Origin of the sequence: Streptomyces sp. NPDC028722, assembly GCF_040637655.1 — a bacterium.
GTDB lineage: Bacteria > Actinomycetota > Actinomycetes > Streptomycetales > Streptomycetaceae > Streptomyces.
The window spans coordinates 122,812-136,844 of record NZ_JBEZWU010000004.1 but is presented as its reverse complement, the minus strand read 5'-3'; the positions used below and the strand labels follow the sequence as shown (position 1 = coordinate 136,844).

Below are 14,033 nucleotides of genomic sequence, written 5' to 3'. Positions count from 1 at the left end.
ACCCCCGTCGGCCCGTCGCGTTGCCGGGCGCCGGCTGCCCGGGCGGTGGGTGCGGGGCGTTGTCGGTGGCACCCGATAGCCTGCACGAACAGGCCGTCGAAGGGAGGGGGCGCGGTGCGCGTACTGGGGGTGGACCCCGGGTTGACCCGGTGTGGTGTCGGTGTCGTGGAGGGGGTAGCGGGCCGCCCGCTCACGATGCTCGGCGTCGGCGTCGTACGGACACCCGCGGACGCCGACCTCAGCCACCGGCTGCTCGGTGTCGAGCAGGGCATCGAGCAGTGGCTGGACGAGCACCGGCCCGAGTTCGTCGCCGTGGAGCGCGTCTTCAGCCAGCACAACGTGCGCACGGTCATGGGCACCGCCCAGGCCAGCGCCGTCGCCATGCTGTGCGCCGCCCGGCGCGGCATCCCCGTCGCCCTGCACACCCCCAGCGAGGTCAAGGCCGCCGTCACCGGCAGCGGTCGCGCCGACAAGGCGCAGGTGGGCGCCATGGTCACCCGGCTGCTGCGGCTGTCGGCGCCGCCCAGGCCCGCCGACGCCGCCGACGCCCTCGCGCTCGCCATCTGCCACATCTGGCGCGCCCCCGCGCAGAACCGGCTCCAGCAGGCCGTCGCCCTGCACACCGCCCACGCAACGAAAGGCCGTACGGCATGATCGCCTTCGTCAGCGGCACGGTCGCCGCACTCGCCCCCGACGCAGCGGTCGTCGAGGTCGGGGGCGTCGGCATGGCCGTCCAGTGCACGCCGAACACCCTCTCGACCCTCCGGACCGGCCAGCCGGCCAGACTGCACACCTCCCTCGTCGTCCGCGAGGACTCCCTCACCCTCTACGGCTTCGCCGACGACGACGAACGCCAGACCTTCGAGCTGCTCCAGACCGCGAGCGGGGTCGGCCCCCGTCTCGCTCAGGCGATGCTCGCCGTGCACACCCCGGACGCCCTGCGCCGCGCGGTCGCAGGCGGCGACGAGAAGGCCCTCACGGCCGTCCCCGGCATCGGCAGGAAGGGTGCCCAGAAGCTGCTGCTGGAGCTCAAGGACCGGCTCGGCGCGCCGGTCGGCGCCCCCGCCGTCGGCGCGCCCGCCGGCCAGGGCTGGCGGGACCAGCTGCACGCGGCCCTGCTCGGCCTCGGCTACGCCACCCGCGAGGCCGACGAGGCGGTCGCCGCCGTCGCCCCGCAGGCCGAGGCCGCCGAGGGCACCCCCGAGGTGGGCCGGCTGTTGAAGGCCGCCCTCCAGACGCTGAACCGAGCCCGCTGACCGAGACCGTCGTAAGGCACACACATGAACTGGGACGATCCGACCGGCACCCCCGCCCCCGACCGGCTGGTGGGCCCGGCCGCCGACGGGGAGGACCAGGCCGTCGAGGCCGCCCTGCGCCCCAAGGACCTCGGTGAGTTCATCGGCCAGGAGAAGGTCCGCGAACAGCTCGACCTGGTGCTGCGCGCCGCACGCGCGCGCGGCGCCACCGCCGACCACGTCCTGCTCTCCGGCGCGCCCGGCCTGGGCAAGACCACCCTGTCGATGATCATCGCGGCCGAGATGGGCGCCCCCATCCGCATCACCTCGGGCCCCGCCATCCAGCACGCCGGCGACCTCGCCGCGATCCTGTCCTCGCTCCAGGAGGGCGAGGTGCTCTTCCTCGACGAGATCCACCGCATGTCCCGGCCCGCCGAGGAGATGCTGTACATGGCCATGGAGGACTTCCGCGTCGACGTCATCGTCGGCAAGGGCCCCGGCGCCACCGCGATCCCGCTGGAACTCCCCCCCTTCACCCTGGTCGGCGCCACCACACGCGCGGGCCTGCTGCCGCCCCCGCTGCGCGACCGCTTCGGCTTCACCGCGCACATGGAGTTCTACGAGCCGCACGAACTGGAGCGGGTCGTGCACCGCTCGGCGCACCTGCTGGATGTCGAGATCGACCCGGCCGGCGCCGCGGAGATCGCCGGCCGCTCCCGCGGTACGCCCCGCATCGCCAACCGCCTGCTGCGCCGCGTCCGCGACTACGCGCAGGTCAAGGCCGACGGCGTCGTCACCCGTGACATCGCCGCCGCCGCCCTCGCGGTGTACGAGGTCGACGCGCGCGGCCTGGACCGGCTCGACCGCGCCGTCCTGCAAGCTCTGCTGAAGCTGTTCGGCGGCGGCCCGGTCGGCCTGTCGACCCTCGCGGTCGCGGTGGGGGAGGAGCGGGAGACGGTGGAGGAGGTCGCCGAACCGTTCCTGGTCCGGGAGGGCCTGCTCGCCCGGACCCCGCGCGGCCGGGTCGCCACCCCCGCCGCCTGGGCCCATCTCGGCCTGACCCCGCCCCGCTCGGCTCCCGGCGGCGCCGCGGGAGGCGCACAGCAGGACCTGTTCGGGGCGTGACGGCGGCCTGATGCCCGCCCGGGGGCGGCCGGGCGACCTCCCGACGACCACGTGATGCCGTGGTGACGGCGGGGACATTGGCCTCAGCAGGAACCCTGGTGCCATGCTGAGCGTTGTTCCATGCGCGCGGACTCGCTTAGACTCCGCCGATGCCGCCCTTGCGGGTGGCGCCGACCACACCCCCATCCCAATGGCCGCTGTCCGTCGCGGTCGCGCGAAGGAAATCCCGTCCCGTGAATACCTTGACCCTTCTCCCCTTCATCGTGCTCATCGCGGCCATGTTCCTGATGACGCGCTCGGCCAAGAAGAAGCAGCAGCAGGCCGCCCAGATGCGGAACGAGATGCAGCCCGGCTCCGGTGTCCGCACGATCGGGGGGATCTACGCGACGGTCAAGGAGGTCAACGAGGAGACGGTCCTCCTCGACGCCGGTCCCGGCGTGGACCTGCTGTTCGCGAAGAACTCCATCGGTGCCGTCCTCTCCGACGACGAGTACAACCGCATCGTCCACGGCGCCGAGCACGACCTGAAGTCCGACGCCGCCGTCGTCCCGGACGACGCGTCCTCCCTCACCGAGACCGACGAGACCGACGGGCCCGCCGCTGCCGCCGCCTCCGACGACAAGATCGACCTCGGTAAGAAGGACGCCGCCGAGCGCGGGGACGACGCGATCCGGGCCGCCGAGGACAAGGCCCAGGCTGCCGAGGCCAGGACGGACGACGAGCCGAAGAAGACCGACGGCGACTCCGGCACGAAGTAGTCACGCCCCGGGACGCGCGGCGGGGGCACCACCAGCCCCGCCCCGCGCACCCCGGGCGCGGCTGTCTCGCACGGGAGCCCGACACCATGTCATGGCCGACCGCGCCGACCGGGCGCGGGGCGGCCCGAGAGGGAGTACGAGAAGGTGGCAGCACCTAAGAGGGGCCGGAGCGCGAGCGCCCAGAGCAAGCCAGGGCGCTCGCTGGCCCTCATCCTGATCGCCATCGTGGCGCTCACCGGAGGGATGTTCGCCTCCGGGCACACCACTCCGCGTCTCGGTATCGACCTCGCCGGTGGTACGAGCATCACGCTCAAGGCGAAGGCCGACCAGGGGTCCGCGATCAACAAGGCCAACATGGACACCGCGGTCGACATCATGAACCGCCGTGTCAACGGCCTCGGCGTCTCCGAGGCGGAGGTGCAGACCCAGGGGACCGACAACATCATCGTCAACATCCCCAAGGGCACCAACTCCGCGGAGGCCCAGCAGCAGGTCGGCACCACCGCCAAGCTGTACTTCCGCCCGGTCCTGGCCAGCGAGCCCAGCGGCGCCCCCGCGCAGAGCCCCTCGCCGAGCGCCTCCTCCAGCGGCGGCTCCTCGCCCAAGCCGGGCGCGAGCCCCTCGGGCAGCGCCTCCCCGCAGCAGGCGACGTCCGGCTCCGCGTCCCCCACGGGCACCGCGACCTCCCAGGGCCGCGCCGTCACCGACGCGCTCAAGGCCGGCTCCACCCCCTCGCCGAGCGGCTCCGCCTCCGGCAGCGCCAAGCCGTCGGCCACCCCCTCGGCCCCGTCGAGCGGCAAGCCCTCCGGCGACACCGCCGCCCTCCAGGCCCGCTACGCGGCCCTGAACTGCGCCAAGCCCGCCGACCGCGCCAACGCCGGCAAGAACGCCAAGCCCGGCCAGCCCACCGTGGCCTGCGGCGAGAACGACGGCGCGTGGTTCAAGTACCTGCTCGGCCCGGCCGCCGTGGACGGCACCGAGGTGAAGAAGGCACAGGCCGTCTTCGACACCCAGGGCGCCTCCGGCTGGCAGGTCCAGATGACCTTCACCTCCGGCGGAGGCAAGAAGTTCGCGGACATCACCGGCGAGCTGGCCAAGAACCAGACCCCGCAGAACGAGTTCGGCATCGTCCTGGACGGCCAGGTCGTTTCCAGCCCGTTCGTGCACGAGGCCATCACCGGTGGCAGCGCCTACATCTCTGGAAGGTTCACCCAGACCGAGGCCCAGAACCTCGCCAACATGCTGTCGTACGGCGCTCTCCCGCTCTCCTTCCGCGAGGAGTCCGTCACCACCGTCACCGCCGCGCTCGGCGGTGAGCAGCTGCGCGCCGGCCTGCTCGCCGGCGCCATCGGTCTCGCGCTGGTCGTGATCTACCTGGTGGTGTACTACCGCGGCCTGTCCCTCGTGGCCATGGCCTCCCTGGTGGTCTCCGCGATCCTCACCTACCTGATCATGACGCTGCTCGGCCCGGCCATCGGATTCGCGCTGAACCTGCCCGCAGTGTGTGGTGCCATCGTCGCGATCGGTATCACCGCGGACTCGTTCATCGTGTACTTCGAACGCATCCGTGACGAGATCCGCGAGGGCCGCTCGCTGCGCCCCGCCGTGGAGCGGGCCTGGCCGCGCGCCCGGCGCACCATCCTGGTCTCGGACTTCGTGTCGTTCCTCGCCGCCGCGGTGCTGTTCATCGTCACCGTCGGCAAGGTGCAGGGCTTCGCCTTCACCCTGGGCCTGACCACCCTGCTCGACGTGGTCGTCGTCTTCCTCTTCACCAAGCCGCTCATGACGCTGCTCGCCCGCCGCAAGTTCTTCGCGGACGGCCACAAGTGGTCCGGGCTCGACCCGAAGGGCCTGGGCGCCAAGCCGCCGCTGCGCCGTACCCGCCGTTCCGCCGGTCCCGCCGGCCCTGTCGACCCGAAGGAGGCATGAGCGATGTCGAAACTCGGCAACCTCGGCGCTCGACTGCACCGCGGCGAGATCAGCTACGACTTCGTCGGCAAGCGCAAGATCTGGTACGGCGTCTCGATCCTCATCACCATCACGGCCATCGTCGGCCTGGCGGTGCGCGGCCTGAACATGGGCATCGAATTCCAGGGCGGCGCGGTCTTCACCACGCCGACCAAGATGAGCACCTCGGTGGCCCAGGCCGAGACGTACGCCAAGGACGCCGCCGGCCACGAGGCGATCGTGCAGAAGCTCGGCAACGGCAGCCTGCGCATCCAGATCGCCGGCATCGAGACCGACCAGTCCGACCGGATCAAGAAGGACCTGGCGAAGGACCTGAACCTCGACCCCGAGAAGCTCGCCGCCGACCTGGTCGGCCCGAGCTGGGGCGAGCAGATCGCCAACAAGGCCTGGGAGGGCCTGGCGATCTTCATGGTCCTCGTGGTGATCTACCTGGCGATCGCCTTCGAGTGGCGCATGGCCATCGCGGCGCTGGTCGCGCTGATCCACGACATCACCATCACGACCGGTATCTACGCCCTGGTCGGCTTCGAGGTCACGCCCGGCACCGTCATCGGCCTGCTGACCATCCTCGGTTACTCGCTCTACGACACGGTCGTCGTCTTCGACAGTCTCAAGGAGCAGACCAAGGACATCACCAAGCAGACCCGCTGGACCTACAGCGACATCGCCAACCGGTCGATCAACGGCACCCTGGTCCGCTCCATCAACACCACGGTCGTCGCCCTGCTGCCGGTCGCCGGTCTGCTCTTCATCGGCGGCGGCTTCCTCGGCGCGGGCACGCTCAACGACATCTCGCTGTCGCTGTTCGTCGGTCTCGCGGCCGGTGCCTACTCCTCGATCTTCATCGCCACCCCGCTCGTCGCCGACCTCAAGGAGCGCGAGCCGGCGATGAAGGCCCTCACCAAGCGGGTCCTGGCCAAGCGCGCCCAGGCCGCGGCCGGCGGGGACTCCGCGGAGACGCCCGCCGGTCCGGGCGACGACGCCGATGACGCCGCCCCGGCCGTGGTGGGTCCGCGCAACCAGCCCGCGTCGCGCGGCCGGGGCCGCGGCCGGACCTCGGGGAAGCGCCCATGACCGAGCTCGCGGACATCTCGACGCTGCTGCTCAGCCGCATCCGTGACGTCGCCGACTACCCGGAGCCGGGCGTGATGTTCAAGGACATCACCCCGCTGCTGGCCGACCCGACGGCCTTCGCGGCGCTCACCGACGCCCTCGCCGGGATCGCCGCCGCCACCGGTGCGACCAAGGTCATCGGCCTGGAGGCCCGTGGCTTCATCCTGGGCGCCCCGGTCGCCGTCCGCGCGGGACTGGGCTTCATCCCCGTCCGCAAGGCCGGCAAGCTGCCGGGAGCCACCCTGCGCCAGGCCTACGACCTGGAGTACGGCTCGGCCGAGATCGAGGTGCACGCCGAGGACCTGGCCTCGGGGGACCGCGTCCTGATCGTGGACGACGTCCTGGCCACCGGCGGCACCGCCGAGGCCGCGGTCCAGCTCGTCCACCGGGCCGGCGCCGAGGTCTGCGGGGTCGCCGTGCTGATGGAGCTGGGCTTCCTCGACGGCCGCGCCCGCCTGGAGCCGGCTCTGGGCGGCGCGCCGGTGGAGGCGCTCCTCAGGATCTGACCGGTCCGCACACCGAACGGCCGTCCCGGTGACACCGGGGCGGCCGTCGCCGTACCGGGCCCGGCACCGCACCGACGCGGACCGCCCGGGGCGGCCGTGGAATCCTCCGTGGGCTCCGTCCGTCGCACGGGTGGACGGTCCTCACAGCGGCCTGGAGGCGATGACCGGGCGCAGGATGGCTACCATGGGATGTCCGGAGCCTGACCGGGGGACCCGGATCGCGCACGAGGAGCCCTCTTGCCAGACGAGGCCCAGCCACTGACCGCCGCCAAGCCCGAGCCCGCCTCGGCACCCGCAGCGAAGCCCGCGCCGAACGCGTCCCAGGTGAAGAACGACACCCGCGGACCGGTCGAGCACGCCCAGTCCGCCCCCGTCGAGAAGAGCGCCGAGGCCTCGCGTCCCAAGCCCGCCCCCGCGGAGCGCCCCGCGCAGCCGCCGGTCGTGCGCCAGCCCCCCACCCCCTCGGCCCGCACCGGCTCCTCCAACCGCGTCCGGGCCCGCCTCGCCCGCCTCGGCGTCCAGCGCGCGAACCCGTACAACCCGGTCCTGGAGCCGCTGCTGCGGATAGTGCGCAGCAACGACCCCAAGACCGAGAACTCCACGCTGCGCCAGATCGAGAGCGCCTACCAGGTCGCCGAGCGCTGGCACCGCGGCCAGAAGCGCAAGAGCGGCGACCCGTACATCACGCACCCGCTCGCCGTCACCACCATCCTGGCCGAGCTGGGCATGGACCCGGCCACGCTGATGGCCGGCCTGCTGCACGACACCGTCGAGGACACCGAGTACGGCCTCGACCAGCTGCGCCGCGACTTCGGCGACACCGTCGCCCTGCTCGTCGACGGCGTCACCAAGCTGGACAAGGTCAAGTTCGGCGAGGCCGCGCAGGCCGAGACCGTGCGCAAGATGGTCGTCGCCATGGCCAAGGACCCCCGCGTCCTGGTCATCAAGCTCGCCGACCGCCTGCACAACATGCGCACCATGCGCTATCTCAAGCGTGAGAAGCAGGAGAAGAAGGCGCGCGAGACGCTGGAGATCTACGCGCCGCTCGCCCACCGCCTCGGCATGAACACCATCAAGTGGGAGCTGGAGGACCTCGCGTTCGCGATCCTCTACCCCAAGATGTACGACGAGATCGTACGGCTGGTGGCCGAGCGCGCGCCGAAGCGTGACGAGTACCTGGCCATAGTGACCGACGAGGTCCAGGCCGACCTGCGGGCCGCCCGCATCAAGGCGACCGTCACCGGCCGCCCGAAGCACTACTACAGCGTCTACCAGAAGATGATCGTGCGGGGCCGCGACTTCGCCGAGATCTACGACCTGGTGGGCATCCGCGTCCTCGTCGACACGGTCCGCGACTGCTACGCCGCCCTCGGCACCGTCCACGCGCGATGGAACCCGGTCCCCGGCCGGTTCAAGGACTACATCGCGATGCCCAAGTTCAACATGTACCAGTCGCTGCACACGACGGTCATCGGGCCCAACGGCAAGCCGGTCGAACTCCAGATCCGCACGTTCGACATGCACCGCCGCGCCGAGTACGGCATCGCCGCGCACTGGAAGTACAAGCAGGAGGCCGTCGCCGGGGCCTCCAAGGTCCGCACCGACGTGCCGAAGGCCTCCGGCAAGGACAAGGACGCCATCAACGACATGGCGTGGCTGCGGCAGCTGCTGGACTGGCAGAAGGAGACCGAGGACCCCAGCGAGTTCCTGGAGTCCCTGCGCTTCGACCTGTCCCGCAACGAGGTCTTCGTCTTCACGCCCAAGGGCGACGTCATAGCGCTGCCGGCCGGGTCCACCCCGGTGGACTTCGCGTTCGCGGTCCACACCGAGGTCGGCTACCGCACCATAGGAGCGCGGGTCAACGGCCGCCTCGTACCGCTCGAATCCACCCTGGACAACGGCGACCTGGTGGAGGTCTTCACCTCCAAGGCGACCGGCGCCGGCCCGTCCCGCGACTGGCTCGGCTTCGTCAAGTCGCCGCGGGCACGCAACAAGATCCGCGCCTGGTTCTCCAAGGAACGCCGCGACGAGGCGATCGAGCACGGCAAGGACGCCATCGTGCGGGCCATGCGCAAGCAGAACCTGCCGATCCAGCGGATCCTCACCGGCGACTCCCTCGTCACGCTCGCCCACGAGATGCGGTACTCGGACATCTCCGCCCTGTACGCGGCGATCGGCGAGGGCCATGTCTCCGCGCAGAACATCGTCCAGAAACTGGTGCAGGCCCTGGGCGGCGAGGAGGCCGCCACCGAGGAGATCGACGAGTCGGTCCCGCCGGCCCGCGGACGCAGCCGCAAACGCCGCTCCAGCGCCGACCCGGGCGTCGTCGTCAAGGGCGTCGACGACGTGTGGGTCAAGCTGGCCCGCTGCTGCACACCGGTCCCCGGCGACCCGATCATCGGCTTCGTCACGCGCGGCAGCGGCGTCTCGGTGCACCGCAGCGACTGCGTCAACGTCGACTCGCTCTCCCGTGAGCCGGAACGCATCCTCGACGTCGAGTGGGCACCCACCCAGTCCTCGGTCTTCCTGGTCGCCATCCAGGTCGAGGCGCTGGACCGCTCGCGCCTGCTGTCGGACGTCACCCGAGTCCTGTCCGACCAGCACGTCAACATCCTCTCCGCGGCCGTGCAGACCTCCCGCGACCGGGTCGCCACCTCCCGGTTCACCTTCGAGATGGGCGACCCCAAGCACCTCGGTCACGTCCTGAAGGCCGTCCGCGGCGTGGAGGGCGTGTACGACGTGTACCGCGTGACCTCGGGACGCAGCCGGTCCTAGCCGGGCACGCGAAAGGGCCCCGTACGCGTGTACGGGGCCCTTTCGCGCAAGCGGCGGGCGATCAGCCGCCGAACTCCTGCAAGCCCTTCAGGGCCTGCTCCAGGAGCGCCTGGCGGCCTTCCAGCTCACGCTGGAGCTTGTCGGCCCTGGCGTTGTTGCCCTGGGCGCGCGCCTGCTCGATCTGCTTGCCCAGCTTGTCCACGGCGGCCTGGAGCTGACCCGTCAGACCCTCGGCACGCGCGCGTGCCTCCGGGTTCGTCCGGCGCCACTCGGCCTCCTCGGCCTCCTGGATCGCCCGCTCGACGGCGTGCATCCGGCCCTCGACCTTCGGCCGCGCGTCCCGCGGGACGTGGCCGATGGCCTCCCAGCGTTCGTTGACCGAGCGGAAGGCGGCCCGAGTGGCCTTCAGGTCCTGGATCGGCAGGAGCTTCTCGGCCTCCTCGGCCAGCTCCTCCTTCAGCTTCAGGTTCTCCGACTGCTCCGCGTCGCGCTCGGCGAACACCGAGCTGCGGGCGGCGAAGAAGACGTCCTGGGCGCCGCGGAAGCGGTTCCACAGGTCGTCCTCGTGCTCGCGCTGGGCACGGCCCGCGGCCTTCCACTCCGCCATCAGCTCGCGGTAGCGGGCCGCCGTCGGACCCCAGTCCGCCGAACCCGACAGGGCCTCCGCCTCGGCGACCAGCCGCTCCTTGACGCGCCGGGCGTCCTCGCGCTGCGCGTCCAGCTGCGCGAAGTGCGCCTTGCGCCGCTTGGAGAACGCCGACCGGGCGTGGGAGAAGCGGTGCCACAGTTCGTCGTCGGACTTGCGGTCCAGCCGCGGCAGGCCCTTCCAGGTGTCCACCAGCGCCCGCAGCCGCTCACCGGCGGCCCGCCACTGGTCGGACTGCGCCAGCTCCTCCGCCTCGGTGACCAGCGCCTCCTTGGCGTGGCGGGCCTCGTCGGACTGCTTGGCGCGCTGCGCCTTGCGCTCCTCGCGGCGTGCCTCGACGGTCTCCACCAGCTTGTCCAGCCGCGTGCGCAGGGCGTCCAGGTCACCGACCGCGTGGTGCGCGTCCACCTGCTCGCGCAGGTGGCCGATCGCGGTCTGGGCGTCCTTCGACGACAGGTCGGTGGTCCGCACCCGCTTCTCGAGGAGGCCGATCTCGACAACCAGGCCTTCGTACTTGCGCTCGAAGTAGGCAAGCGCCTCCTCGGGGGAGCCGGCCGCCCAGGAGCCGACGACCTGCTCGCCGTCGGCCGTACGCACGTACACGGTCCCCGTCTCGTCGACGCGTCCCCACGGGTCGCTGCTCACAGCGCCTCCTCCACATGATGCCTGCGGGGGGCCTCAGCGCCCCCGGGCATCGTCCACAGTTTCGTCACGGCCAACATAGGCGACCGGCGGGCGGCCTGTCCGCATCCAGCGCGACCGAAATTCCGCAGTCGGCCGTCCCGCGCCACCCCGGCCGTCAGGACTTCGTCACCGTCGCCTTGTTGATCACCACGGTGGCGTTCGGGGCGGTGTTCTGGGTGCTCGGGTCGGCCGGCTGGGCGCCCGCCGCGGCGATCTTGTGCAGCACCTTCATGCCCGACGCGGTGATCGTGCCGAACGGCGTGTAGCTGGGCGGCAGGGGGCTGTCCTTGTAGACGAGGAAGAACTGGCTGCCGCCGGTGTGCTTCTGTCCGGTGTTGGCCATCGCGACCGTGCCCGCCGGGTAGGTGTTGCCCTTGAGGACCTTGTCCTTCAGGTTCTCGTCCGGGAGGGTGTAGCCCGGCCCGCCCATCCCCGTGCCCTGGGGGTCGCCGCACTGGAGGACGAAGATCTGCGCGGTGGTGAGCCGGTGGCACTTGGTGTGGTCGAAGTAGCCCTTGCCCGCCAGGAAGCCGAACGAGTTAACCGTGTGCGGGGCCGCCGCAGTCTTCAGCGCGATGCCGATGTCACCGCACGTCGTCGCGAGCTTCATCGTGTACTTCGCCGACGTGTCGATCGTCATCGCCGGCTCCTTCTTCCAGCTGAGCTTCTTCGCCGAGCCGGCCGCCGGCTCGGCGCACGGGTCGGGCGCCTTGCTGGTGGGCGTCGCGCTCGGCGTGGTGCCGGCGCTCGCGTTCTCCTTCTTGCCGTCGTCCTTCAGGACCCCGGTCGTGTACAGCGCGACACTGCCGATCACGACCACGCCCAGGACCGACGCGATCACGGAGTTGCGCAGACGGGCCTTGCGCCGCGCCTGGGTGCGCCGCTGCTGCTGCCGCAAGAACTTCTCCCGGGCGAGCTGACGCCGCCGCTGCTCCTGGCTGACCACCGGGTTATCTCCTCATGCGTGTCGTGGCGGGCGGTACGCGTGCGTCCTCGTGAGCCGACCGCAGTGTGTAGCCCCGTACCGTATATGGGTTCGCTGAGGAAACGGCAGCGCCGGTAGGCTTCTGACCGCAGCTGAAGCAGCCCGTGACCGACACAACGAAGGACGACCGTGCTCATTGCCGGGTTCCCCGCCGGGGCCTGGGGGACGAACTGTTATCTCGTCGCCCCCGCCGCCGGTGCGGAGTGCGTGATCATCGACCCCGGCCACCAGGCCGCCGAAGGCGTCGCGGAAGCGCTGCGCAAGCATCGGCTCAAGCCCGTCGCCGTCGTCCTCACCCACGGCCACATCGACCACGTGGCCTCGGTCGTCCCCGTCTGCGGGGCGCACGACGTACCGGCCTGGATCCACCCCGAGGACCGGTACATGATGAGTGACCCCGAGAAGGCGCTCGGCCGCTCCATCGGCATGCCGCTGATGGGCGAGCTGACCGTGGGGGAGCCGGACGACGTCAGGGAGCTGAGCGACGGCGCCACCCTCGAACTGGCGGGGCTGGAGTTCTCCGTCGCGCACGCGCCCGGCCATACCAAGGGGTCGGTGACCTTCCGGATGCCCGAGAGCGCCGACATCCCGTCGGTGTTCTTCTCCGGGGATCTGCTGTTCGCCGGCTCCATCGGACGCACCGACCTGCCGGGCGGATCCATGACGGACATGGTCGAGTCGCTGGCCCGCGTGTGCCTGCCGCTCGACGACTCCACCGTGGTGCTGTCCGGACACGGCCCCCAGACGACCATCGGCCAGGAGCGCGCCACCAACCCCCATCTGCGGCAGGTGGCGGCCGGCCAGGGAGCCTCCCCGGCTCCCCGACGAGGAATGTGACGAGAGACCTTCGGTGAGCACCTTCAAGGCCCCCAGGGGCACCTACGACCTGATCCCGCCCGACTCGGCCCGGTACCTGGCGGTCCGCGAGGCGATCGCCGCTCCGCTGCGCACCGCCGGGTACGGCTACATCGAGACGCCCGGCTTCGAGAACGTCGAGCTGTTCGCGCGCGGTGTCGGCGAGTCCACGGACATCGTGACCAAGGAGATGTACGCCTTCGAGACCAAGGGCGGCGACCGGCTCGCCCTGCGCCCGGAGGGCACCGCCTCGGTGCTGCGCGCGGCCCTGGAGGCCGGCCTGCACAAGGCGGGCAACCTCCCGGTCAAGCTCTGGTACTCCGGCTCCTACTACCGCTACGAGCGCCCCCAGAAGGGCAGGTACCGTCACTTCTCCCAGGTGGGCGCCGAGGCGCTCGGCGCGGAGGACCCGGCCGTCGACGCCGAGCTGATCATCCTGGCCGACCAGGCGTACCGCTCACTGGGCCTGCGCGACTTCCGCATCCTGCTGAACAGCCTGGGCGACAAGGAGTGCCGCCCGGTCTACCGGACCGCGTTGCAGGAGTTCCTGTACGGCCTGGACCTGGACGAGGACACGCGCCGCCGCATCGAGATCAACCCGCTGCGGGTCCTCGACGACAAGCGCGAGTCGGTCCAGAAGCAGCTGACGGGCGCCCCGCTGCTGCGTGACTTCCTGTGCGACGCGTGCAAGGCGTACCACGAGGAGGTCCGCGAGCTGATCACCGCCGCGGGCGTCTCCTTCCAGGACGACCCGAGGCTGGTGCGCGGCCTGGACTACTACACGCGCACCACCTTCGAGTTCGTGCACGACGGGCTCGGCTCGCAGTCCGCGGTGGGCGGCGGCGGCCGGTACGACGGCCTGTCCGAGATGATCGGCGGCCCCGCGCTGCCGTCCGTCGGCTGGGCCCTGGGCGTGGACCGCACGGTCCTCGCGCTGGAGGCCGAGGGAGTGCGGCTGGACCTGCCCTCCGCGACCAGCGTCTTCGCGGTCCCGCTCGGCGAGGAGGCCCGCCGGGTGCTGTTCGCCAAGGTCACCGAGTTGCGCAAGGTAGGCATCGCGGCGGACTTCGCGTACGGCGGCAAGGGCCTGAAGGGCGCCATGAAGAACGCCAACCGCTCGGGCGCCCGCTACGCCATCGTCGCCGGCGAGCGTGACCTCGCCGAGGGAGTCGTCCAGCTCAAGGACATGGAGTCGGGCGAGCAGACGGCGATCGGCGTCAACGAGATCGTGGCCGAACTGGAGTCCAGGCTCGGCTAGCCGCACCCGCGCGCGTGGGCGCCGGACGCTTCCCGCGGGGGCGTCCGGCGCCCTTTGTCGTACCAACATGCTTATCCGGAGCGAACGGTGCGCACCCGTGCGCGTGCGGCACAATGGCCCCTGCC

At 71.4% G+C, this 14,033-nt stretch carries 12 protein-coding genes; 10 read left to right on the top strand and 2 right to left on the bottom strand.

Translation table 11 applies throughout. The features are described from left to right. Nucleotides 1-114: 114 nt before the first annotated feature. From ruvC to AB0F03_RS08155, 8 genes are all read left to right on the top strand, one after another. Nucleotides 115-654, top strand: a complete 540-nt coding sequence (gene ruvC / locus AB0F03_RS08190; RefSeq protein ID WP_361987723.1) for a crossover junction endodeoxyribonuclease RuvC — start codon at nucleotides 115-117, stop codon at nucleotides 652-654. Next, nucleotides 651-1,256, top strand: coding sequence for a Holliday junction branch migration protein RuvA (gene ruvA, locus AB0F03_RS08185; protein WP_361987721.1), 606 nt, complete (start codon nucleotides 651-653; stop codon nucleotides 1,254-1,256). Before ruvC ends, ruvA begins: the two co-directional genes overlap by 4 nt. Before the next feature lie 24 nt (nucleotides 1,257-1,280). Continuing rightward, the gene (gene ruvB, locus AB0F03_RS08180) at nucleotides 1,281-2,360 is read left to right on the top strand and encodes a Holliday junction branch migration DNA helicase RuvB (RefSeq protein WP_361987719.1); all 1,080 of its coding nucleotides are present in this window, start codon (nucleotides 1,281-1,283) and stop codon (nucleotides 2,358-2,360) included. Between the two features lie 233 nt (nucleotides 2,361-2,593). Continuing rightward, complete coding sequence (gene yajC, locus AB0F03_RS08175) at nucleotides 2,594-3,118, top strand: preprotein translocase subunit YajC (RefSeq protein WP_361987717.1); 525 nt, start codon at nucleotides 2,594-2,596, stop codon at nucleotides 3,116-3,118. 144 nt (nucleotides 3,119-3,262) lie between these two features. Further along, nucleotides 3,263-5,047 carry a protein translocase subunit SecD gene (gene secD / locus AB0F03_RS08170; RefSeq protein WP_361987715.1) on the top strand — a complete coding sequence of 595 codons (1,785 nt, stop codon included), beginning with the start codon at nucleotides 3,263-3,265 and terminating at the stop codon, nucleotides 5,045-5,047. Between the two features lie 3 nt (nucleotides 5,048-5,050). After that, nucleotides 5,051-6,160 carry a protein translocase subunit SecF gene (secF, locus tag AB0F03_RS08165; protein ID WP_361987714.1) on the top strand — a complete coding sequence of 370 codons (1,110 nt, stop codon included), beginning with the start codon at nucleotides 5,051-5,053 and terminating at the stop codon, nucleotides 6,158-6,160. Beyond that, a complete protein-coding gene (locus AB0F03_RS08160; RefSeq protein ID WP_361987713.1) occupies nucleotides 6,157-6,705 on the top strand; it encodes an adenine phosphoribosyltransferase in 549 nt (182 codons plus the stop codon). Before secF ends, AB0F03_RS08160 begins: the two co-directional genes overlap by 4 nt. A 237-nt stretch (nucleotides 6,706-6,942) precedes the next feature. Continuing rightward, nucleotides 6,943-9,480, top strand: a complete 2,538-nt coding sequence (locus tag AB0F03_RS08155) for a bifunctional (p)ppGpp synthetase/guanosine-3',5'-bis(diphosphate) 3'-pyrophosphohydrolase (protein WP_361987711.1) — start codon at nucleotides 6,943-6,945, stop codon at nucleotides 9,478-9,480. Nucleotides 9,481-9,541: 61 nt separating this feature from the next. Here the strand turns inward: AB0F03_RS08155 and AB0F03_RS08150 are convergent, their stop codons facing one another. Then, nucleotides 9,542-10,771, bottom strand: coding sequence for a DUF349 domain-containing protein (locus tag AB0F03_RS08150; protein ID WP_361987709.1), 1,230 nt, complete (start codon nucleotides 10,769-10,771; stop codon nucleotides 9,542-9,544). Between the two features lie 154 nt (nucleotides 10,772-10,925). Next, a complete protein-coding gene (locus tag AB0F03_RS08145; RefSeq protein ID WP_361987708.1) occupies nucleotides 10,926-11,756 on the bottom strand; it encodes a peptidylprolyl isomerase in 831 nt (276 codons plus the stop codon). 168 nt (nucleotides 11,757-11,924) lie between these two features. Between AB0F03_RS08145 and AB0F03_RS08140 the strand changes: the two genes are divergently transcribed. Further along, a complete protein-coding gene (locus AB0F03_RS08140; RefSeq protein WP_361987706.1) occupies nucleotides 11,925-12,632 on the top strand; it encodes an MBL fold metallo-hydrolase in 708 nt (235 codons plus the stop codon). Between the two features lie 13 nt (nucleotides 12,633-12,645). Beyond that, nucleotides 12,646-13,908 (top strand): histidine--tRNA ligase, encoded by a 1,263-nt coding sequence (gene hisS, locus AB0F03_RS08135; protein WP_361987705.1) that lies wholly within the window; start codon nucleotides 12,646-12,648, stop codon nucleotides 13,906-13,908. Nucleotides 13,909-14,033: the final 125 nt, after the last annotated feature.